A 19,379-nucleotide genomic window follows, 5' to 3' on the forward strand; every position below is an offset into this window, starting at 1 on the left:
ACATGCGAGCGACATCATGACGACGCCATTGCCTGTCTTCCGCCTCCTTCTCGCCATCGGTGCCGGGCTGATGTTCGCCGCCCTGCCCTCGCCGTCGCGCGCGCAAAACATCGCCGTGATGGTCAACGGCGATCCCATCACCGATTTCGACATCGAGCAGCGCACCAAGCTCGACCAGCTGTCGACGCAGAAGACCCCCAGCCGGCAGGAGGTCATCAACGTGCTGATCGACGACAAGGTCAAGATCAAGGAAGGCAAGAAATACGGCGTCGATCCCAGCGTCTCCGACATCAACCAGTCCTATGACGGCATGGCGCAGCGCATGCGCATCACGCCGGATCAGCTCACCAAGTCGCTCGAATCCAAGGGAGTCCGCCCGGAGACGCTGAAGAGCCGCATGAGGGCCGAGATGGTCTGGGGCAGCCTCGTGCGCGGCCGCTTCAAGGAGAAGCTGCTGGTCGGCGAGCGCGACGTCGCGCAGGCCGTGCAGGCGCAGACCGGCGAAAAGCTCCAGGTCGAGGGCACCGAGTACAAGATGCAGCCCATCGTGCTGATTGTGCCGCGCGGCTCGACGGCGGCGTTCCTGGAAACCCGGAAGAAAGAAGCCGAGTCTTATCGCGCCCGCGTCGGGAGCTGCGAGGAGGCCAATTCGCTGTTCCGCTCGACCCCGAACGCGACCATCCGCGACACCGTCACCAAGACCACCGCGGAGCTGCCGGAGCCACTGCGCAAGGTGCTCGACGACACCCCGATCGGCCGCCTAACCGCGCCCGAGATGACCAAGAACGGCATCGAGATGGTGGTGCTGTGCTCGCGCAAGCCGACCATGATCGACACGCCGAAGAAGCGTGAGGTCCGCGAGAAGATGTATCAGGAGAAGTACGAGAAGACGCAGAAGGCCTATCTCGACGAGCTGCGCAAGGCGGCGATGATCGAATATCGCAACCGCTGATGGCCAATCCCTTCTCAGAGCCCTCAACCGAGTCCGCAGCCAAGCCTCTTGCAGCCAAGCCCCTTGCCCTCACCCTGGGAGAGCCCGCCGGCATCGGCCCCGACATCACGATCGCGGCCTGGCTCAGGCGGGGCGAGCTGAACCTGCCCGCCTTCTATCTGCTCGGCGACGAGGCCCTGATCGCGCGCCGCGCCAAGGCGCTCGGCGCCGATATCAGGATCGCCGCGGTGAGCCCCAGTGAAGCGGGTTCCGCGTTCACGGACGCCTTGCCCGTGGTCGCGACCGGCGAGCGCGCCACCGCCGAGCCCGGCAAGCCCGATTCATCCAGCGCGCCGGCCGCGCTCGCCTCGATCCGGCAGGCGGTCCTCGACGTGCGCGCGGGCCGTGCCGGCGCCGTCGTCACCAACCCGATCGCCAAGAGCGTGCTCTACCGCGCCGGCTTCCGTCATCCCGGCCATACCGAATTCCTCGCCGAGCTCGCCGCGGAGAACGGCCGCGTGCCGCAGCCGGTGATGATGCTGTGGTCGCCCCAGCTCGCCGTCGTGCCCGTGACCATCCACGTCTCGCTGCGCGATGCGCTGGGCGAGCTCACCAGCGAGCTGATCGTCTCGACCGTCCGCATCGTCGCCGCCGAGCTGAAGTCCCGCTTCGGCATCGCAACGCCGCGCATCGCGGTCTCCGGTCTCAATCCCCATGCCGGCGAGGACGGCTCGCTCGGCCACGAGGAGCAGACGGTCATTGCCCCGGCGCTGAAAGTGCTGCGCAACGACGGCATCGAGGCCAAAGGGCCGCTACCCGCCGACACCATGTTCCACGAGGCGGCCCGACGGACCTTTGATTGCGCGGTCTGCATGTATCACGACCAGGCGCTGATCCCGATCAAGACCGTCGCCTTCGACGACGCCGTCAACGTCACGCTCGGACTGCCCTTCATCCGCACCTCGCCCGATCACGGCACCGCCTTCGACATCGCCGGCACGGGCAAGGCCAACCCGGCGAGCCTGATCGCCGCGCTGCGGCTCGCCAGCCGCATGGCGGCTGCGACAAGCTGATGAGCGCGATCGACGACCTCCCGCCGCTGCGCGAGGTCATTCGCCAGCACGCGCTGTCGGCCAGGAAATCGCTAGGCCAGAACTTCCTGCTGGACCTCAATCTCACCGCGCGCATCGCGCGTGCGGCGGCACCGCTCGAGGATTCCACCATCGTCGAGATCGGCCCCGGCCCGGGCGGGCTGACGCGGGCGCTGCTCGCGCTCGGCGCAAGGCGCGTCATCGCCATCGAGCACGACGAGCGCGCGATCCCGGCCTTGCAGGATATTTCCGCGCGCTACCCTGGTAGACTCGAGATCGTGCATGGCGATGCCATGACCTTCGATCCCCGCCCGCTGCTCGCGGGCGAGCGCGCCAAGATCGTCGCCAATCTGCCCTACAACATTGCGACCCAGCTTCTCATCAACTGGCTCATTACCGAGCCATGGCCGCCCTGGTACGAGATGATGGTGCTGATGTTCCAGCGCGAGGTCGGCGAGCGCATCGTCGCGCGCGAGGACGAGGAGGCATATGGCCGGCTCGGTGTACTCGCCAATTGGCGCTGCGAGACCAAGATCCTGTTCGACATTGCGCCGTCCGCCTTCGTGCCGCCGCCGAAGGTGACCTCCTCCGTCGTGCGCCTCAAGCCGCGCGCAGAGCCGCTTGCCTGCGATCGCAGGCTGCTCGAGCAGGTCGCCGCCGCCGCCTTCGGCCAGCGCCGGAAAATGCTGCGGCAAAGCCTGAAATCGCTCGGCGTCGATCCCGCGCGGCTTGCACAAGCGGCCGGCGTCGACGCGACGCGGCGCGCCGAGACCATTCCCATCTCCGGCTTTGTTGCCATGGCGCGTGAATTGGCGGATATACGCAGCGAAACCGAGTAACCAAGAATTCCGGAGGAAAGAAAATGGCGTTGATGCGTCGGCAGTCCCTGGTCAAGTTCGATGCGCCGCTGTGTGAGACCATCGTCGAGACGCCCAAGCCGCAAGGCCGTGAGGTCCTGGTCCGCATCGAGCGCTGCGGTCTCTGCCATTCCGATCTCCACATCCAGGACGGCTATGCCGATCTCGGCGGCGGCAAGAAGCTCGACACCACGCGCGGCATGACGCTGCCCTTCACGCTCGGCCACGAGATCGCCGGCGTCGTCGACGAGGTCGGCCCCGACGTTCCGGCGAGCCTCGTCGGCGCCCAGAAGGCGGTGTTTCCGTGGATCGGCTGCGGCCAGTGCCGCGACTGCGCCAATGGCGACGAGAACCTTTGTGTGAAGCAACGCTTCCTCGGCGTCTCCATCGACGGCGGCTTCGCCACCCACGTTCTGGTCCCCGACGCCAAATATCTGCTCGACTACGATCCCCTGCCCGTCAACCAGGCCGCGACCTTGATGTGCTCCGGCGTCACCGCCTATGGCGCGCTCAAGCGCCTGGTCGACCGTCCGCGCCAGCGCAATTTGCTGCTGATCGGCCTCGGCGGCGTCGGCATGATGGGCCTGTCGTTCGCGCAGGCGATGTTCAAGCAGCCGATCACGGTCGCCGACCTCTCGCCGGCCGCGCGCGAGACCGCACTCAAGAACGGTGCCGCTGTCGCCTACGATCCGGCCGAGCCCGACGTGATCAAGCGCATCCTGAAAGAGACCGAAGGCGGCTTCGACGAGATCGTCGATTTCGCCGGCAACGAGAAGTCGATGGCCTTTGCCGTCGCGGTTGCCGCGCGCGGCGGCAAGATCGTGGTCTCCGGCCTGATGGGCGGCCAGTTCACGCTGCCGATGGTGCAATGGGTCTACAAGCGCATGACCATCGAAGGTTTCATGGTCGGCACGCTCGCGGAGGCTCACGAGTTGATGGCGCTCGCCCGCGCCGGTAAGATCAAGCCGACGCCGATGCGCGAGGAGCCGATGGGCGACGTGCAGAAGTGGATCGACGAATTGCGTGCCGGCAAGGTCGTCGGCCGCATCGTCCTGAAGAACTGACCGCGGCGCGGCGGGTCCGACGCAAGTCTCGCCCGGCCGCACGGAACGCCTGCGGCCGCGCCGCGTTGGCTGCGCATGTCGATCCGTTGCACCGTCGAAAGCGCATTCTTCATCGCCTGGAGCTGCCTGGAGAAGAGCGGCGAGCTCGGGCCGCCGGACGCGAGCGCGAACTTCCTGCTCGACGCCATCGAGGCCCAGCTTCGAACCGGTGAGCGCCGGCAATTGATGCTCGCCAACCGGGCGATCGACGCTTACCGCGCCGCCGCGTCACAGGGCCGACTGAGGGAGGATCGCGAAATCCGCTGCGGCTGACGATCCTCGCTGCCGTCCAGCCCGCTGAAGCCGCGACGCCGTACTCTAGTTTTCAACGTTCGAACGTCCGTTGTGTGCACTTTGGAACCGTCGGTTCCGCCGCGGAAACGTAGGTTTGCCGCTGGCGCCGATTCCCGGCCCGCCCAAGAGAACACAATGTGACCGGTCGGCCCCAGAACGATCTGCTCCGGCAGCTCAATCATCAGGATTTCGAACTGCTCGCGCCTCACCTCCAGCCGATTGAAGTCGAGGCGAGCCACGTCCTGCATCACGCCGGCGACGACGTCGCCGCGGTCCATTTTCCATGCGGTCCCGCGCTGGTGTCGTTCGCCGTGCCGGTCGAGGACGACCGCGAGGTCGAAAGCCTGCTGGTGGGGCGCGAGGGTGCGGTGGGCATCGCCGCCGGCCGAAGCCCTTCGCTCGCCTATTCGCGCATGATCGTGAAGCTCGGCGGCACCCTGATGCGGCTGCCGCTGCGCGCGCTCGAGCAGGCGCAGCCGAGGTCGGCGACGCTCCAGGACGCCTTCGCGCGCTACGCCGACTGTCAGTTCGCGCAGCTCTTGCAGACTGCGGCTTGCAACGCAGCGCATTCGATCGAGCAGCGTGCCGCCAAGTGGATCATGTCCGCGCAGGAACATATCGGCGGAGCCGAGATTCCGCTCACCCACGAGCAGCTCGCCGGCATGCTGGGCGTCTCCCGCAGCTATGCCAGCCGCGTCATCCAGATGTTCAAGGCGCGGCGCATCCTCGCGACCCGCCGCGGCGCCATCCTGATCCTCGACGCAGCAGCGCTCGAGGCGAGAGCCTGCTGCTGCAACGATTGGGTGAAGAAGCATTTCGACGAGGTACGTGGTGGAGCGGCAACCGCGGAGGGCTGATGCCTCTTCTATCACGCCTGACGCGGCGACTGCCGCTTCAGATGAAGATAGGCCGGACTGAAATCGCCGAGCCGCTGCAGCTCGCGCCATTTCAGCACGACCAGCTCGCCGTCGCGAAGATCCATCGCGCCGCTGCGCCTGATATCTGCGAGCGTCCGATTCACCGTCGCGATTGCCATGCCGAGCGTCTCGCCGAGCTGTGCGAGGCTAATCGGCATGCGGCAGCGATTGCCGCGCACCAGCTGCGCCGCGCGGGCACGGTAGAACAGCTCGCAAAACAAATGCGCCATGCGCGTCTGCATCGGCCGGGCGCTGTTGTTGGTGATGGCCTCGCGAAAGATCGCGGCGTCGCGCAGCGTCTCGCGCCAGACTGCGAGCCCGAAGGTCGGCCTCCGTCGGAACGCGATGAACAATTCGCGGTGCGGGATGAACGCAACCGACGCCGGCCCGAGCGCACTGAGCCCGTGATCCATCTGATCGATGAACAGCCCCTGCGCATCCGGAAGATCGCCGGTGAGGTGGAACGCCAGATATTGCCGCCGCCCGCTGCCGAGCAGGTGATAGCGGGCAACCATGCCGGAGACGACCAAAGCGGAATGCTCGGGCTCGTCGCCTTGACGGATGAAATCCTCATTGGGTGCGTAATCGCGCAGCATGAAGGTCAACGCGCGAATCTCGGCAATATCCTCCTCTACGAGCACCGTGTGCTCGCCGAGGTTCCGTATCAGCACGTCGTGAGCTCTTTCCATGGGGCGGCCAAAAATCTCGCCGGTTCTATCAAATGATACGTCCGGCTTGCGTTCAGCGGACTAGAACGCAGATCGGAAGCACAGGTTGCTAACCGGCTTGCGACGCATCGATCGCAGCCACGCCATTCCCCCGATTTCGGACGGCCGGCCTTCATATGAAAAGCACCACTCTCCTGGAACGCATCCGGCGCCTGTTCGCATCCGATGCCTGCGAGCATCTGGACAGCATTAGAGATGCCTTGCTGAAGGGAACACTGAGGGAGCCGGTTCGGCCGATGTCGGATCAGGAGCTCGCTCGCGCCATCCGCGAGTTCCGCTCCGTGCCGGTTTCCGACTGGACGCTTGCGAAACTGTCGCGTCGCCTGGCCGAGGCGTCCGTGCCGCGGGACGGCTGAAGCGGCACGCGAGGCTCATGCCACATTCGAAATTCATCGCCCGTCTCCAGGTGATCGAAGGCCTGTCCGAGGACGAGCGCCGGCAGATCGCGGACTTGCCGTCCACGCTGCGCCAGGTCGCGGATGGCGAGATCGTGCTACGCCAGGGTGAGGCCGCGACCCGCTGCGTGTTCGTCGTCAGCGGCTTCCTTTACCAGTCGCGCATCGTCGGCGACCGCAACCAGACCCTCTCCTTCCATGTTCCCGGCGACATGCCCTGCCTGCACACGCTGCTGGTCACGCCGATGGACGCGGACCTCGTGGCGCTCGGCCCGACCATCGTCGGCACCGTCGCCCACAGCCAGCTCCGCCAGCTGCTCGACAGCTCGATCCACCTGACCCACGCCTTCTGGCGCGAGACGCTGATCGACGCGGCCATCTCGCGGCAATGGATCGCCCGCCTCGGCGCACAGGCGGCGCTGCCCAAGGTAGCGCACCTCATCTGCGAGCTCGCGGCAAGGCTGGAGATCGTCGGCCTCGTCAAGCGCAACTGCTTCCAGATGCCGATGACGCAACGCCACGTCGCGGACGCCTGTGGCCTGTCCATCGTCCACGTCAACCGCACCATTCAGGAGCTGAGGCATCGCGGGTTGATCGCCTGGGACGGCAGCGAGATCGAGCTGCTGCAGCCCGACGAGCTGCGCAGACTTGCGGATTTCACGCCTGATTATCTGAGCTGAGCGGACCGCCACGCGGCGAGCAGCGGTCCACCGCTCCCCAGCACGGGATCCGTCTTCGGCTTGCGGACCTTCGCGATGCGCTTGACCGCGTCGGGACGCTGGCGCGTGTCGGTGCACTCGTCATAGGTGCCGTCCTGCGGGTAGGCGCCGACGACCATAAAGTCCCGGCTGGATTCGATCAGCCGGTGGCCGGTGCCCGCGGGCAGGACCAGCACGTCCCCGGCCTTCAGTTTCAGGATGCGGCCCTTGATCCCGCCGCACTCGATCCTCGCCGTGCCGCGCGCCACGCCCATCACTTCATGGATCTGGGAATGATAGTGGACGAAGTCGTACACGGTGTCGCGCCACGACCGGCCCCAGCCGTTGGTGTCGAACAGCGTGTCGATGACGACCTCGGGCGGAAAGCGCCGACCGTTCAGCTTCACCGCGCCGCGATAGAGCAGCGCCGGGAAGCGCGGATGGTTCGGCACGATGCCGTCGTCGCGAAAGTGCATAACGGTCGGCTTGCGGGCCCGCACCAGCCCCCGCAGCGTCGCCGCATCGGGCTGCTCCTCCACCAGCTTCTTGGCGAAGTTCTTGATCTGATCCTTGACCGGCATGTCGCCTCCTCAGCCGCGAAATAACGGCTGCGGAGGCGAGAAGTTTCCGGGCCCGATCGGAGCGCCCGACAGGGCCTCTCCTCATCATGAGCGCGGCATTGGAAGGAAGCGCGTCAACGCTCGCCGGCAATCCGCTCGGCAAACTGCCGAAGATAGAGCGGCCAACCCTGATCGCTGTCAACGCCGCTGCGGACGCCTTCCCAGCCCTCGCCATGCCGATCGAGGTGACGGTGCTCCAGCTCCAAGCGGGTCCGGCTCGGTGTCTCCGCAATGAACCGGACCTCCCATTCACTGGTCTTGGCGGGATCGGTTTCGATTTGCCAGCGCGGGCTGATGTCCCAGCTCAAGAGGACTCGATTGGGTGGTTCGAACGCCAATACGCGCGCCCAGCGGCATTCGCTGCCGTCGATCCCCCGATCATAGATGCTTCCGCCTACACGAGGTTCGAATACGGTCTCTGCGATGGGAACGGCGAGCAGATTGTGCTCGCGCGGCTTGAAGCTGCCGAAGTCCTCGGTGAAGACCTTGAACGCGCGCTCGATCGGCGCCTCGACGACGATGGCATGCTTTACGGGCGCAATCGATACACGTGTGTTCATCTGGATCCCTCCGGTGGTTTTTCGACGGCTAGTTTGTAAGCGGCCAACGTGTCGCTCCAGAACCGGTCGAGCCAGGCGCGCATCTGTCCGAGCCCCGCCGGGTCGACGTAATAGACGTTGCTGGCGCCCTTCGGCTCTGCACGAACCAAGCGGGATTCGCGCAGCACCTTGAGATGCTGCGAGACGGCCGACTGGGACACCGGCAGCTGTCGCGTGATCTCAGCGACGGTGCGTGGCCGTGCGCCGACAAGCTCGAAGATCCGCCTGCGGGTGGGATCGCCGAGTGCGGCCAGTTGTGCGCTGTCTTTAGCCATAGCCACTCACCGCCCGATGCCCCGCTTGCTCGACCTATAATAAGTTATGACTAATGATTAGTATGAACTTATTATCGTGTCAATCGGCTCAGGTCGTGGCATGGAACTCTGATCGTGGCGTTGGAAAGTCTTATCCGGCGGCGGAACGAACGCCGCGCGGGCCCGATTCAAGCCACATCCTCTCCGGATTTGCGGCTCATTGCCACCCAAGTCTTTGATGACAAAGGGGTCGTTAAGAGTTGCGTCATGCGTAACCGGGAGACCAGGATGGGCAACCGCACCGCAAAGTTCGTTTCGACCCTCGTCGCCAGCATTCTTGCGGGCGCGCCGTTGGCCGCGGTATCACAGAACGCGCCGACACCATCGAGCACGGCCAATGCGGCGCCCGACTGCCTGGCTTCGCCGAAGGATGCCGCGCCGCAGGGCCAGCACTGGTACTACCGCCTCGATCGCACAACGAAGCGCAAGTGCTGGTATCTGCGCGCCGCAGGCGGCAAAGCCGCACAGACCGCGCAGGCGACGACCGATACGTCCGAGCCGGACGCAGCATCGCCGCAGGCCGTGCAGAACGCGCGCGCAGAATATATCGCGCCGCAGACGAGTGCCGCAGCGGGCACGCCGAACATGGCCGCGCCCGCGCCGGCCGCGGCGAATGCACCCGCGGTCGCGCCGCAGCCGAGCAGCGTCGCCGAAACCAACGCGCAGCAGCCGGCCGTGACCGCGCGCTGGCCCGAGGCCTCCACAGCGTCCACCGCCCCAGCGCCTCAGCCGGCGCCAACCACGCTTGCAGCAGCCGCGCAGCCAAACGCGAAGCCGTCAAAATCCCCTGCTCCGCTCCCGCCCGCGGCCGATGGCACGACTGACAAGTCCGGCGGTTCGCTGCAAATGCTGATGCTCGTGATCGGCGGTGCGCTGGCGCTTGCTGGCATCCTCGCCAGCGTCATCTACCGCTTCGCCGGCGGACGGGTCCGCGCCCAGGCCGCCGACCGCCGCGGGCATTGGGACGATTGGGCGCCGCAGGACCATGACGGAAGCCACGCGCCCTGGCGGGATTCACCACCGGCCGCCGCCCAGCCGCCGCGCCCGATCGATTTCGATGCAGCACGTCCGCAACCGACAAAACAAGTGACGAAACTCGCTGCGATCGGCCGCGAGATCGAGCTGATCGACGCGCGCAAGCAACTTGCCGCCAATCCGGCCGCAGAACCCGTCGAGACCAGAAGCAACAAGGTCGAGAACGAGACGGTCGAGAAGATATTCCAGCCCGTCGCCGCAGCGCCCAAGCTCGCCGCTGTCGAGAGCGGCAAGGCTCACGATGACGCGCCGGCGGGTCGGGACGCCGATGCGGTCGACGTCGACGTCATCACGACGATGCTGGAACAGCTGGCCAAGCAAGGGCCGCGCCTGTCGCGGCCTAACCTTGAAGCTGACCTTGCAAACTTCGCACGAAGCCTACGAGGCCAATCCGCCGCTCGCGCTTGAGCCGTTCCGCCTTCAGGATCGACTGCACCTCGGCGAAGGCTTCGTCGACCGCGTGATTGATCACGATGTAGTCGTACTCGGCCCAGTGGCTCATCTCGTCGCTGGCGCGGCTCATGCGCTTGCGGATCACCTCGTCGGAATCCTGCGCGCGCGAGTGCAGGCGCTTCTCGAGGTCGGCCGCCGAGGGCGGCAGGATGAAGACGCTGACGACGTCGGCGCGCGCCTTCTGTTTCAATTGCTGGGTGCCCTGCCAGTCGATGTCGAACAGCACATCCTGGCCGGCCGACAACGCCGCATCCACGGGACCGCGCGGCGTACCATAGTTGTTGTCGAACACCGTCGCCCATTCCAGCAGTTCGTCGGCCTTCACCATGGCATCGAACGTCGCCTTGTCGACAAACGTATAGTCCTTGCCGTTGACCTCGCCCGGCCGCATCGCGCGCGTGGTCGCAGATACCGACATTTTCAAGCCCGGCATCCGGTCGATCAGCATGCGCGACAGCGTCGTCTTGCCCGCGCCTGATGGCGAGGACAGCACGAACATCAATCCGCGCCGCTCGACACCGTCAGTTCCGTGACCGCCCGTCGTCATGGATCACTCCAGATTCTGCACCTGCTCGCGGAACTGCTCGACCACGTTCTTCATGGCGAGGCCCGTGTTGGTCAACTCGATGTCGTTCGACTTCGAGCAGCAGGTGTTGACCTCGCGGTGAAACTCCTGCGCCAGGAAATCCAGCTTGCGCCCGATCGGGCCGCCCTTGCCGATCAGCTCGCGCGCCTGCGCGATGTGGGAGGCGATGCGGTCGAGCTCCTCGCGGATGTCGGCCTTGGTGGCGATCAGGATCGCCTCCTGCATCAGGCGATCGGAATCGAAACGGTCGGAGGTATCGAGCAGCGCTGCGATCTGCTCAGCGAGCTTCGCCTTGATCGCCTCCGGCTTGCGGCCGGGCGCGGCCTCCGCTCTCTTCGCCAGCTGCTCGATCTCGTCGACGCGCTGGGTCAGGATCTGCCCAAGCGAAGTGCCCTCGCGCTTGCGCATCGCGACGAGCTCGTCGAGCGCCTTGTCGAAGGCCTCGGCGGCCGCGGCGCGCGCCGCCTTGTCCTCCTCCTCGTCGCCCTCGGGCTCGGCGACCTCGACGACGCCCTTGATGGCGAGCAGGCCGTCGATGCTCGGCGCCACCGCGTCGACCTTCCCCGAGATCAGCGCGGCGGCCTTCAGCACCGCGTTGAGCACGTCCTCGTTGATGCGGACGGTGGCGGCGGCATTGGTGCGCTTGACGGTGAGATTGGCATAGACGGTGCCGCGCGAGAGCAGCTCGCCCGCGCGCTTCTTGGCATGGGCCTCGAGCTCGTCAAACCCCTGCGGCAGCCGAACGCGCAAGTCGAAGCCCTTGGCATTGACCGACTTCAACTCCCATTCGAACGTATACGGCCCGCTCGCGCCGTGGCATCTCGCAAAGCCGGTCATGGACGACAGCGCCATCAGTTCAAATTCTCCAGGAACACGGGATTCGCGAGGCTATCAAGCCACGCGAATCTTAAGACTATTTTGCCGGAAAGTGGAATGCGTAATGCCCGCCAGCTGGTCTGCGCGCGGGCTTTTAGCGCTGGACCACTGGCGGCGAGCCCTGCACCGCGCCCTGCCGCGCCGGTGCAGAATTGGCGGGACCAGCCGGGCGCGCCGCCGGCGGCTTCTTCTGCTGATTGGGCCGTGCCGGCGTGGTCGCAGTCGGCGCGTCAGCGGCGCCGGGCCCGGCAGCCGCCGGCGGCTGCGCGTCCTCGGGCGGCTCGACCGTGTCGTTCTGGATCTGCTTCTCCATCGCGCGGAGCTTGGCGACGTTCTTCTGGTGCGCGTCGTAGGTCTCGGTGAAGGCGTGCCCGCCGGTGCCGTCGGCGACGAAATAGAGGTCGCGGGTGCGGGCCGGGTTGGCGGCAGCTTCGAGCGAGGCGCGGCCCGGATTGGAGATCGGGCCCGGCGGCAGGCCGTCGATCACGTAGGTGTTGTAGGGCGAGGGCTGCGTGATCTCGCTGCGCTTGATCGGCCGGCCCAGCGTTCCCTTGCCGCCGACGATGCCGTAGATGATGGTCGGATCGGACTGCAGCTTGATCCGCTGCTTCAGCCGGTTGACGAACACCGCGGCGACGCGGCTGCGCTCGTCCGCCTTGCCGGTTTCCTTCTCGATGATGGACGCCAGCGTGACCAGCTGCTCCGGCGTCTTGACCGGAATGTCCTGATTGCGGCGCTCCCAGATCTCCGACAGCACACGCTTGTGCGCCTGCTGCATGCGCTGGACCACCTGCTCGCGCGGGGTGCCGCGCGGGAATTTGTAGGTCTCCGGGAGCAGCGTGCCTTCGCGCGGCAGCTCGCGCACGCTGCCGGTGAAGATGTCGTTGTCGGACAGCCGCGCCACGATCTGCTCGGAGGTCAGGCCTTCGGGAATCGTCACGGCGTGCTGCACCACCTTGCCCTCGACGATGGTGCCGATGACGTCGCGCAGCGAGGCGTTCTTCTGGAAGGAATACTCACCCGGCTTGAGGTCCGAGCTCGCCTTCAACGCGGCGACGCTGGCGATGAACACCCAGGGATTGACGTCGGTCACGCCTTCCCGGTTCAGCGTCTCGGCGATGTCGCGCTTGCCCGCACGCTGCGGGATGTTGACGATCTTGTCCTCCTTCAGCGGTCCGGGCGCCTCGAGCACTTGGCGGCCGTAATAATAGACGCCGCCGGCGCCGAGCATGGCGATCAGCAGAAGGGTGATGATGGCGTTGCCGACGACGACGAACGGATTGCGCGCGCGGTCCGACCGCTTGGGCGGCGGCGGAAGTTGCTCGGGCTCGAGCGCGGCCCGCGGACTCCGGGGTGAAATGGGCGGCCTTTCACTCATCGAAACAACCTGAATCCTGCCGGTTCAATAGCGGCCCGACAATCGCTTGCCCTGCCAAAAACGCACGCGCCCACGTCCATGACTATCGCCGAATACGGCAAAACGGTGGATTCGTCTCAAACACAAACTAACTGACTAGGCGCCGGACGATCACCGACGCATTGGTACCGCCAAAACCAAAAGAGTTCGACAACGCGACGTTGACCTCACGCTGCTTCGCCTTGTGCGGCACGAGATCGATCGCGGTCTCGACCGACGGATTGTCGAGATTGATCGTCGGCGGCACGACATTATCGCGAATCGCCAGAATCGCGAAAATCGCTTCGATCGCACCGGCCGCGCCGAGCAGATGGCCGGTCGACGACTTGGTCGAGGACATCGCGACCTTGGAGGCGGCGTTGCCGAGCAGACGCTCGACCGCGCCGAGCTCGATCTCGTCGCCGAGCGGCGTCGAGGTACCGTGCGCGTTGATGTAATCGAGATCGGACGGCGTCAGCCCGGCGCGCTTGAGCGCGGCCGACATGCTGCGGAAGCCACCATCGCCGTCGGGCGACGGCGAGGTGATGTGATAGGCATCGCCCGACAGGCCGTACCCGATCACCTCGGCATAGATCCTCGCGCCGCGGCGCCTGGCGTGCTCCAGCTCCTCCAGGACGAGGACGCCGGCGCCCTCGCCCATCACGAAGCCGTCGCGGTCCTTATCGTAGGGACGCGAGGCCTTTTCGGGAGTCTCGTTGAAACCGGTCGACAGCGCGCGCGCGGCGTTGAAGCCGGCAATGCCGATGCGGCTGATCGGCGACTCGGCGCCGCCCGCGACCATCACGTCGGCATCGCCCAGCGCGATCAGGCGGGCGGCATCGCCGACCGCATGCGCGCCGGTCGAACAGGCCGTGACCACCGAATGGTTCGGTCCCTTCAGCCCGTGGGCGATCGAGACGTAGCCGGAGGCGAGATTGATCAGGCGGCCGGGAATGAAGAACGGCGACACCCGGCGCGGCCCGCGCTCCTTCAGCAGGATCGCGGTGTCGGCGATGCCGTTGAGGCCGCCGATGCCGGAGCCGATCATGGTGCCGGTCGCGCACTTGTCCTCTTCGGTCTCGGGATGCCAGTTGGCGTCGTCGAGCGCCTGGCCGGCCGCGGCCATGCCGAAGATGATGAAGTCGTCGACCTTACGCTGGTCCTTCGGCTCCATCCACTTGTCCGGATTGAAGCTGTCGTTCGAGCCGTCGCCGCGCACGACCGTGCAGGCGATCTTGGTCTGCAGATCGGAGACATCGAAGCTCTCGATCCTGCGCGCACCGCTTTCGCCGTTGAGGATGCGTTTCCAGGTCGGCTCGACGCCACAGCCGAGTGGCGAGACCATGCCGAGACCCGTGACGACAACCCGCCTCATATCCGAAAACTCCGCATCGAAAGAATCACGGCCAATAACAAGAAACCGGCTGACCGCTGCGAAGCGGCCCGTCCGGTTTCAATGTTGTCCCCGCGAAATTGAAGAGCCTTAGCTCTTCGCGTTCTTCTCGAGAAACTTCGTAGCGTCGCCGACGGTGAGAATCGTTTCCGCAGCGTCGTCCGGAATCTCGCAACCGAATTCCTCTTCGAACGCCATCACCAGCTCGACGGTATCCAGACTGTCGGCGCCGAGGTCGTCGATGAAGCTCGCGTTGTCGACAACCTTCTCGGGTTCAACACCAAGGTGTTCGACCACGATCTTCTTAACCCGCTCGCCAATGTCACTCATTGCTTAACCTCGTGTTGTTCCCTGTAGACCCGACCCCCCGGGACGATACGAGCCGTCGTGGTCGTTTGACTGCCTTCGCTTACGAACTTTGATTTGGCCCATCCTAACCGATGGAGGCCCCGGCGAACGACGGCCAAAGGCTCCGCATCGCCAATATACAGGGTTTCAAAAACCTGCAATGGCGTTCTTTGCCCATCCGTTGGAGGTCCGGTTATCATACTTCAATTGCCTTGACTACAAGCCTCATTTCGCTCCGGAAACGGCCGTTTGCCGCATGCCGCACCGCCGTGACAGGCGACGCGGCACGAGACGTCAGATCATGGCCATGCCGCCGTTGACGTGGATGGTCTGCCCGGTGACGTAGGCTGCTTCGTTCGAGCTCAGATAGACGGCGGCCGCTGCGATGTCCTCTGGCGTCCCGAGGCGGGCGGCCGGAACCTTGGTGAGAATCGTTTCGCGCTGCTTGTCGTTGAGCGCATCGGTCATCGGCGTCTTGATGAAGCCCGGCGCGATGCAGTTCGCGGTCACGCCACGCTTGGCGTATTCGGCCCCTAACGTCTTGATCATGCCGATCAGGCCGGCCTTCGACGCAGTATAATTGCCCTGCCCGGGATTGCCGGTGACGCCGACCACCGAGGTGATGGCGACGATGCGGCCGAAGCGCTTGCGCATCATCAGCTTGGTCGCGGCGCGCGCCAGGCGGAAGGTCGCGGTCAGATTGACGTTGATGACCTCGTCCCAGTCCTCGTCGCGAAGCTGCACGAAGAGATTGTCGCGCGTGATGCCGGCATTGGCGATGAGAATGTCGACCTGGCCCATCGCCGCTTCCGCAGCGGGCACCAGCGCCTCGACCTCATCGGCCTTGGAGAGATTGCAGGGCAGCACGTGGGCGCGCTCGCCGAGCTTGCCGGCGAGCTCGTCCAGCACCTCCTTGCGCGTCCCTGAAATGGCGACGGTGGCGCCCTGCGCGTGCAGCGCCTGCGCGATCGCGCCGCCAATGCCGCCGGTCGCGCCGGTGACGAGCGCCTTTCGGCCAGTCAGATCGAACATTGATGGGCTCCTTTAAGCCTGCTTCGCAGCGGCCAATGCATCCTTGGCGGCGGCAATATCGTTCGGGCCGCCGACCGCAATGCCGACGGCGCCGTCCGCGATACGCTTGACGAGACCGGTCAGCACCTTGCCGGCGCCGATTTCGAAGAAGCGGGTGACGTCCTGCCCCGCCATGTAAGCCACCGACTCGCGCCAGCGCACCGTGCCGGTGACCTGCTCGACCAGGCGGCGGCGGATCTCGTCGGGATCGGTGATGGCGCTCGCCAGCACGTTCGACACCAGCGGGGCGGCCGGTGCCTTGATCGTGACCTTCGACAGCGCCTCCGCCATGGCATCCGCAGCCGGCTGCATCAGCTTGCAATGGAACGGGGCGGACACCGGCAGCAGCATCGCGCGCTTGGCGCCCTTGGCCTTGGCGATCTCGACGGCGCGATCGACCGCAGCCTTGTCGCCGGAGACGACGACCTGGCCGCCGCCATTGTCGTTGGCGGCCTGGCAGACCTGCCCCTGCGCCGCCTCGCCCGCAACTTCCATGGCGGCCTCGTAGTCGAGACCGAGCAGCGCGGCCATCGCCCCGGCGCCGACCGGGACGGCCTTTTGCATTGCAAGACCGCGGGTGCGAAGCAGACGCGCGGTATCCGAAACCGTCAGGCTGCCGGCCGCCGCCAGCGCCGAATATTCACCGAGCGAGTGGCCGGCGACGAAGGCAGCATCTCGTCCCACGGAAAAACCAGCCTCCGCCTCGAGCACGCGCAAGGTCGCGATAGACACGGCCATCAGCGCCGGCTGGGCGTTCTCGGTGAGCTGGAGAGTTTCGGCCGGACCTTCCCAGATGATGGCCGTCAGCTTCTCCCCGAGCGCGGCATCGACCTCGTCGAATACGGCGCGCGCCACCGGAAAGGCGTCGGCCAGGGCCTTGCCCATGCCGACAGCCTGGGAACCCTGCCCAGGAAATGTGAATGCAGCCGTCATCGGCGCTCCCTGCTGTCAGGCATGATCCCTGTTCTGAACCGGCAGCCGATTTACGCCCGGCCTTACGCCGTGGTTCCTTGGGCCATGGTTCCGGATCATGCTCCAAAGGGGGCCGTAGACACCGTCCGGGGCCGCACTGTCAAGCCGAGACGGGAACCTGGAGCAGCATTCAACGGGGAATAAGCCCCTCAAAACCCGCCGGCGGTCTGGTTGGCATCGACGTCCGCTCCTGCCCGCGCGCGGCGCGCGCTGCTCACCAATTGCCCCGGCCGATCCTCGCGGTTCGGCTTTGCCGTGGCCAGCCGCAGCACCGAAGCGTAGTTCGGCTGCACTTCCATGCGATCGGCGTACCGGCTCGCACTCAGCAGCCGGTGCACCTTCGGCAGATTGTAGCAGGGCACGTAGAACAAAAGGTGATGCTCGAGGTGATAGTTCACGTAATACGGCGCGATGAACAGGCGCTCGAGAAAATTGGCATGCGTCGTGCGCGTGTTGCGCAAGGGGTCGCTGCTATCGGGGACGACGGCGTGCTCGGCGATATTGCGGATGCGGGTGATGACCATCATCCACGTCAAGAGCGGCACCAGCCAGAGCAGCGGATAGGCCCACCACACGCCGGCCGCGGCGAGCGCGGCAAACATGATCCCGTTGACCACACATTGCGGGCCAAGCATCTCCCAGAAATGCGCCGCGCGTCGCCGCCATGACCAGTCCCTTGGCCCGAGCGCGTTGAGCAACTGCGCCTTGCGCTGCTGATAGCCGGTCTGCCCGGTGATATCGCGGATGAACTTGCGACGATAGCTCAGCTTCGTGATCGGAAACGGCGCCGACAGCACGAGGTCGGGGTCGTCCTCCTGCTGGGTGCGCGCATGGTGCTGAAGGTGATAGCGCCGGTAGCTGCGCGTCTCCGCAAACAGCGGATAGGCGCAGAACCACTGGCTCAGCGTCAGATTGGTTTTCTCGTCGGCGGACAGGCAGCCATGTGCGCCGTCATGCATCAGGATCGCAAGGCCGAGCTGGCGCGAGCCGATGATGGCGACGGCGAAGATATAGGTGAGCGGATTGGGCCACCATGCGACCAGCGCGATGGCTGCAATGATCAGCGCCCAGGCGTGCGCGATCAGCGCAGCGCCTTTCCACGTCGCGCGCTGGCGCACCTCGGCCAATTGATCGTCGGTCAGGAAATCGCGGGCACGCATGCGAAGCGCGGTCATGGCCTAACCCTTTCCATTCGAATTGTCGGATGCCTCGCGCACCTCGACGAGACGCAGGCGCCCGGTGTCTTCAGTGGATTTCGCCTGCTCGCCCAGCACGCGCAGCATCTCGGCGCAGAGCGCCTTGGGCGAGCGGCCCATCGCGTAGCCCTCGAGAATGACGCCGATGGCGACGGCCCAGAACCGCCGCGAGCTTTCGTCGGGCGCGCGCAGCGAGCGCCAGCCGTGCCGCTTGACCTGCCCCGCATAAGCGCGCGTACCCTCGCTGTGCAGGCGCTCGATGGTGCGCTCCACCAATGGCGCGAGATCCTGGCGACGCCGCGTCAGCGTCAGCGCCTCAGCGAAGAAGGCGACCGAATCGTTCGCCGTCACGGTCTCGGCCAGCGCATGGGTGTATTCCCCCGGCGTCCGCGCCTTGAGCGCCGCCTGCTCGGTGGCACGTGCCAGGTACAACAGATCGCGGCAGGCGCATTCGACAAACAGCGCCTCCTTGGTGCGGAAGTAATAGGTGATCTGGCTCGGGAACGCGTCCGCGGCGGCCGCGATGTCGGTAATCGACGTGCCTGACAGCCCCCGCTCCCGAAACAGCGGGCTCGCAGCATCCAGGAGCAGTGACCGCATCTTGCGGCCGGCCGAGCGCGTCGCGCGCGCGGCGTGCTTGGGGTCGCCTGCCGCTTCGAGCGGCGCATCGGCCGACGCTTCTGCCATAGGATCTTCTCCGCTGATTTATTTGTATGATATACAAACAAATAGATCAAGCCGAATCTTGGTATTGGAGGATGGGGTTCTTGTTCCCGTTGGAGGGGCGGACCGGCTCGGCTTGAAAATGCCCCGCCACCTTGCAAAGCCGGCCAAAATCCGTATAAGGCGCCCATCCGCAGACCCCGGCCGGGAGCTGAACGGACGGTCTCAGCAAATCATTCGTGATTTTGATGTGGCAGGGCCAGTCGGCCCGTCGTCCCGTGTTTCCGCCTTCTGAGCTTGATCCCAGAGTCCTTTCCGAAGGCCTCTTAAGGGTTTGACGCCGGGCGATGCGCCAACATGAGGAAAGGACGACCATGCCTCTTTACGAGCATGTTTTTCTCGCGCGTCAGGACGCGAGCCCGCAGCAGGTCGAAGAGCTGACTGCGCAGATGACCGGTATCGTCGAAGGTCTCGGCGGCAAGATCACCAAGACCGAGAATTGGGGCGTGCGCTCCCTCACCTACCGGATGAACAAGAACCGCAAGGCGCACTTCGTGCTGCTCAACATCGACGCGCCGTCCGCGGCGATCGCCGAGATCGAGCGCCAGGAGCGCATCAGCGAAGACGTGATCCGCTATCTCAGCGTCCGCGTTGAGGAGCTCGAGGAAGGCCCGTCCGCGATGATGCGCAAGGCCGACCGCGACCGCGAGCGTGACGACCGCGGCGGTGGCTTCCGCGGCGAGCGCGAAGGCGGCTTCCGTGGCGACCGCGAGGGCGGTTTCCGCGGCGATCGCGGTCCGCGCCGTCCGCGCGACGAAGCTGAAACCACGGATGGGGAGTAAG

General features: G+C 65.7%; 23 protein-coding genes. 10 read left to right on the forward strand and 13 right to left on the reverse strand.

The window, feature by feature from the left end; translation table 11 throughout:
- The first annotated feature begins 16 nt into the window (after nt 1–16).
- The 6 genes from ACM43_RS36930 (at nt 17) to ACM43_RS36955 (ending at nt 5,133) form a co-directional block, all read left to right on the forward strand.
- Nucleotides 17–952 carry a SurA N-terminal domain-containing protein gene (locus ACM43_RS36930; RefSeq protein ID WP_157284596.1) on the forward strand — a complete coding sequence of 312 codons (936 nt, stop codon included), beginning with the start codon at nt 17–19 and terminating at the stop codon, nt 950–952.
- Nucleotides 952–2,004 carry a 4-hydroxythreonine-4-phosphate dehydrogenase PdxA gene (gene pdxA / locus ACM43_RS36935; protein ID WP_271547008.1) on the forward strand — a complete coding sequence of 351 codons (1,053 nt, stop codon included), beginning with the start codon at nt 952–954 and terminating at the stop codon, nt 2,002–2,004. Before ACM43_RS36930 ends, pdxA begins: the two co-directional genes overlap by 1 nt.
- Nucleotides 2,004–2,861 (forward strand): 16S rRNA (adenine(1518)-N(6)/adenine(1519)-N(6))-dimethyltransferase RsmA, encoded by an 858-nt coding sequence (gene rsmA, locus ACM43_RS36940; protein ID WP_271547010.1) that lies wholly within the window; start codon nt 2,004–2,006, stop codon nt 2,859–2,861. Before pdxA ends, rsmA begins: the two co-directional genes overlap by 1 nt.
- Nucleotides 2,862–2,884: 23 nt before the next feature.
- The gene (locus tag ACM43_RS36945) at nt 2,885–3,943 is read left to right on the forward strand and encodes an alcohol dehydrogenase (RefSeq protein WP_271547012.1); all 1,059 of its coding nucleotides are present in this window, start codon (nt 2,885–2,887) and stop codon (nt 3,941–3,943) included.
- Between the two features lie 75 nt (nt 3,944–4,018).
- Nucleotides 4,019–4,255 carry a hypothetical protein gene (locus ACM43_RS36950; protein WP_157284592.1) on the forward strand — a complete coding sequence of 79 codons (237 nt, stop codon included), beginning with the start codon at nt 4,019–4,021 and terminating at the stop codon, nt 4,253–4,255.
- 158 nt (nt 4,256–4,413) lie between these two features.
- Nucleotides 4,414–5,133 carry a Crp/Fnr family transcriptional regulator gene (locus ACM43_RS36955; protein ID WP_271547014.1) on the forward strand — a complete coding sequence of 240 codons (720 nt, stop codon included), beginning with the start codon at nt 4,414–4,416 and terminating at the stop codon, nt 5,131–5,133.
- A gap of 11 nt (nt 5,134–5,144) precedes the next feature.
- On the opposite strand, the gene ACM43_RS36960 is transcribed toward ACM43_RS36955, so the two are convergent.
- Nucleotides 5,145–5,882, reverse strand: coding sequence for a Crp/Fnr family transcriptional regulator (locus ACM43_RS36960; RefSeq protein ID WP_271547016.1), 738 nt, complete (start codon nt 5,880–5,882; stop codon nt 5,145–5,147).
- A 155-nt stretch (nt 5,883–6,037) separates the two neighbouring features.
- Between ACM43_RS36960 and ACM43_RS36965 the strand changes: the two genes are divergently transcribed.
- Nucleotides 6,038–6,277: a hypothetical protein gene (locus tag ACM43_RS36965; RefSeq protein WP_271547018.1), complete on the forward strand. Its 240-nt coding sequence runs from the start codon at nt 6,038–6,040 to the stop codon at nt 6,275–6,277.
- Between the two features lie 17 nt (nt 6,278–6,294).
- On the forward strand, nt 6,295–6,996 hold the full coding sequence (locus ACM43_RS36970) for a Crp/Fnr family transcriptional regulator (RefSeq protein WP_271547020.1): 702 nt from the start codon (nt 6,295–6,297) through the stop codon (nt 6,994–6,996).
- Here ACM43_RS36970 and ACM43_RS36975 read toward each other — a convergent pair.
- The 3 genes from ACM43_RS36975 to ACM43_RS36985 all read right to left on the reverse strand — a co-directional run bounded on the left by ACM43_RS36975 (nt 6,984) and on the right by ACM43_RS36985 (nt 8,508).
- The gene (locus ACM43_RS36975; RefSeq protein WP_271547022.1) at nt 6,984–7,595 is read right to left on the reverse strand and encodes a cupin; all 612 of its coding nucleotides are present in this window, start codon (nt 7,593–7,595) and stop codon (nt 6,984–6,986) included. The genes ACM43_RS36970 and ACM43_RS36975 overlap by 13 nt on opposite strands.
- Before the next feature lie 113 nt (nt 7,596–7,708).
- Nucleotides 7,709–8,194 carry an SRPBCC family protein gene (locus tag ACM43_RS36980; RefSeq protein ID WP_157284589.1) on the reverse strand — a complete coding sequence of 162 codons (486 nt, stop codon included), beginning with the start codon at nt 8,192–8,194 and terminating at the stop codon, nt 7,709–7,711.
- Nucleotides 8,191–8,508 carry an ArsR/SmtB family transcription factor gene (locus ACM43_RS36985; RefSeq protein WP_157284588.1) on the reverse strand — a complete coding sequence of 106 codons (318 nt, stop codon included), beginning with the start codon at nt 8,506–8,508 and terminating at the stop codon, nt 8,191–8,193. Before ACM43_RS36985 ends, ACM43_RS36980 begins: the two co-directional genes overlap by 4 nt.
- 267 nt (nt 8,509–8,775) lie before the next feature.
- Between ACM43_RS36985 and ACM43_RS36990 the strand changes: the two genes are divergently transcribed.
- Complete coding sequence (locus ACM43_RS36990; RefSeq protein WP_271547024.1) at nt 8,776–9,990, forward strand: hypothetical protein; 1,215 nt, start codon at nt 8,776–8,778, stop codon at nt 9,988–9,990.
- Here the strand turns inward: ACM43_RS36990 and gmk are convergent.
- From gmk to ACM43_RS37035, 9 genes are all read right to left on the reverse strand, one after another.
- Nucleotides 9,923–10,582 (reverse strand): guanylate kinase, encoded by a 660-nt coding sequence (gene gmk, locus ACM43_RS36995; RefSeq protein WP_057028965.1) that lies wholly within the window; start codon nt 10,580–10,582, stop codon nt 9,923–9,925. The genes ACM43_RS36990 and gmk overlap by 68 nt on opposite strands.
- A 3-nt stretch (nt 10,583–10,585) precedes the next feature.
- Nucleotides 10,586–11,473, reverse strand: a complete 888-nt coding sequence (locus ACM43_RS37000; RefSeq protein WP_157284586.1) for a YicC/YloC family endoribonuclease — start codon at nt 11,471–11,473, stop codon at nt 10,586–10,588.
- A gap of 118 nt (nt 11,474–11,591) precedes the next feature.
- Nucleotides 11,592–12,875 carry an endolytic transglycosylase MltG gene (gene mltG / locus ACM43_RS37005; RefSeq protein WP_157284585.1) on the reverse strand — a complete coding sequence of 428 codons (1,284 nt, stop codon included), beginning with the start codon at nt 12,873–12,875 and terminating at the stop codon, nt 11,592–11,594.
- 127 nt (nt 12,876–13,002) lie between these two features.
- The gene (gene fabF / locus ACM43_RS37010; protein ID WP_128261997.1) at nt 13,003–14,268 is read right to left on the reverse strand and encodes a beta-ketoacyl-ACP synthase II; all 1,266 of its coding nucleotides are present in this window, start codon (nt 14,266–14,268) and stop codon (nt 13,003–13,005) included.
- A gap of 108 nt (nt 14,269–14,376) precedes the next feature.
- Entirely contained in the window at nt 14,377–14,616 is a 240-nt protein-coding gene (locus ACM43_RS37015; protein ID WP_008551805.1) for an acyl carrier protein, read from the reverse strand.
- 312 nt (nt 14,617–14,928) lie between these two features.
- The gene (gene fabG, locus ACM43_RS37020) at nt 14,929–15,666 is read right to left on the reverse strand and encodes a 3-oxoacyl-[acyl-carrier-protein] reductase (protein WP_025035827.1); all 738 of its coding nucleotides are present in this window, start codon (nt 15,664–15,666) and stop codon (nt 14,929–14,931) included.
- A 12-nt stretch (nt 15,667–15,678) separates the two neighbouring features.
- The gene (fabD, locus tag ACM43_RS37025) at nt 15,679–16,638 is read right to left on the reverse strand and encodes an ACP S-malonyltransferase (RefSeq protein ID WP_271547030.1); all 960 of its coding nucleotides are present in this window, start codon (nt 16,636–16,638) and stop codon (nt 15,679–15,681) included.
- Nucleotides 16,639–16,826: 188 nt separating this feature from the next.
- Entirely contained in the window at nt 16,827–17,852 is a 1,026-nt protein-coding gene (locus ACM43_RS37030) for a fatty acid desaturase family protein (RefSeq protein WP_271547031.1), read from the reverse strand.
- Between the two features lie 3 nt (nt 17,853–17,855).
- Nucleotides 17,856–18,560 carry a TetR/AcrR family transcriptional regulator C-terminal domain-containing protein gene (locus tag ACM43_RS37035; RefSeq protein ID WP_271547033.1) on the reverse strand — a complete coding sequence of 235 codons (705 nt, stop codon included), beginning with the start codon at nt 18,558–18,560 and terminating at the stop codon, nt 17,856–17,858.
- A 350-nt stretch (nt 18,561–18,910) separates the two neighbouring features.
- Here ACM43_RS37035 and rpsF point away from each other — a divergent pair, with 350 nt between their 5' ends.
- A complete protein-coding gene (gene rpsF, locus ACM43_RS37040; protein WP_025035823.1) occupies nt 18,911–19,378 on the forward strand; it encodes a 30S ribosomal protein S6 in 468 nt (155 codons plus the stop codon).
- Nucleotide 19,379 lies beyond the last annotated feature (1 nt).

The organism is Bradyrhizobium sp. CCBAU 45321, from assembly GCF_028128975.1.
Taxonomy (GTDB): domain Bacteria; phylum Pseudomonadota; class Alphaproteobacteria; order Rhizobiales; family Xanthobacteraceae; genus Bradyrhizobium; species Bradyrhizobium yuanmingense.

Bases quoted from the DNA above. Each gene is read 5' to 3' on its own strand.
- ACM43_RS36975 (WP_271547022.1), bottom strand. From the start codon at position 7,595: ATGCCGGTCAAGGATCAGATCAAGAACTTCGCCAAGAAGCTGGTGGAG.
- ACM43_RS36930 (WP_157284596.1), top strand. From the start codon at position 17: ATGACGACGCCATTGCCTGTCTTCCGCCTCCTTCTCGCCATCGGTGCC.
- rsmA (WP_271547010.1), top strand. From the start codon at position 2,004: ATGAGCGCGATCGACGACCTCCCGCCGCTGCGCGAGGTCATTCGCCAG.
- ACM43_RS36945 (WP_271547012.1), top strand. From the start codon at position 2,885: ATGGCGTTGATGCGTCGGCAGTCCCTGGTCAAGTTCGATGCGCCGCTG.
- fabD (WP_271547030.1), bottom strand. From the start codon at position 16,638: ATGACGGCTGCATTCACATTTCCTGGGCAGGGTTCCCAGGCTGTCGGC.
- ACM43_RS36980 (WP_157284589.1), bottom strand. From the start codon at position 8,194: ATGAACACACGTGTATCGATTGCGCCCGTAAAGCATGCCATCGTCGTC.
- ACM43_RS36985 (WP_157284588.1), bottom strand. From the start codon at position 8,508: ATGGCTAAAGACAGCGCACAACTGGCCGCACTCGGCGATCCCACCCGC.
- ACM43_RS37035 (WP_271547033.1), bottom strand. From the start codon at position 18,560: ATGGCAGAAGCGTCGGCCGATGCGCCGCTCGAAGCGGCAGGCGACCCC.
- gmk (WP_057028965.1), bottom strand. From the start codon at position 10,582: ATGACGACGGGCGGTCACGGAACTGACGGTGTCGAGCGGCGCGGATTG.
- mltG (WP_157284585.1), bottom strand. From the start codon at position 12,875: ATGAGTGAAAGGCCGCCCATTTCACCCCGGAGTCCGCGGGCCGCGCTC.
- pdxA (WP_271547008.1), top strand. From the start codon at position 952: ATGGCCAATCCCTTCTCAGAGCCCTCAACCGAGTCCGCAGCCAAGCCT.
- ACM43_RS36960 (WP_271547016.1), bottom strand. From the start codon at position 5,882: ATGGAAAGAGCTCACGACGTGCTGATACGGAACCTCGGCGAGCACACG.
- rpsF (WP_025035823.1), top strand. From the start codon at position 18,911: ATGCCTCTTTACGAGCATGTTTTTCTCGCGCGTCAGGACGCGAGCCCG.
- ACM43_RS37015 (WP_008551805.1), bottom strand. From the start codon at position 14,616: ATGAGTGACATTGGCGAGCGGGTTAAGAAGATCGTGGTCGAACACCTT.
- ACM43_RS37000 (WP_157284586.1), bottom strand. From the start codon at position 11,473: ATGGCGCTGTCGTCCATGACCGGCTTTGCGAGATGCCACGGCGCGAGC.
- fabG (WP_025035827.1), bottom strand. From the start codon at position 15,666: ATGTTCGATCTGACTGGCCGAAAGGCGCTCGTCACCGGCGCGACCGGC.
- fabF (WP_128261997.1), bottom strand. From the start codon at position 14,268: ATGAGGCGGGTTGTCGTCACGGGTCTCGGCATGGTCTCGCCACTCGGC.
- ACM43_RS36970 (WP_271547020.1), top strand. From the start codon at position 6,295: ATGCCACATTCGAAATTCATCGCCCGTCTCCAGGTGATCGAAGGCCTG.
- ACM43_RS37030 (WP_271547031.1), bottom strand. From the start codon at position 17,852: ATGACCGCGCTTCGCATGCGTGCCCGCGATTTCCTGACCGACGATCAA.
- ACM43_RS36990 (WP_271547024.1), top strand. From the start codon at position 8,776: ATGGGCAACCGCACCGCAAAGTTCGTTTCGACCCTCGTCGCCAGCATT.
- ACM43_RS36965 (WP_271547018.1), top strand. From the start codon at position 6,038: ATGAAAAGCACCACTCTCCTGGAACGCATCCGGCGCCTGTTCGCATCC.
- ACM43_RS36950 (WP_157284592.1), top strand. From the start codon at position 4,019: ATGTCGATCCGTTGCACCGTCGAAAGCGCATTCTTCATCGCCTGGAGC.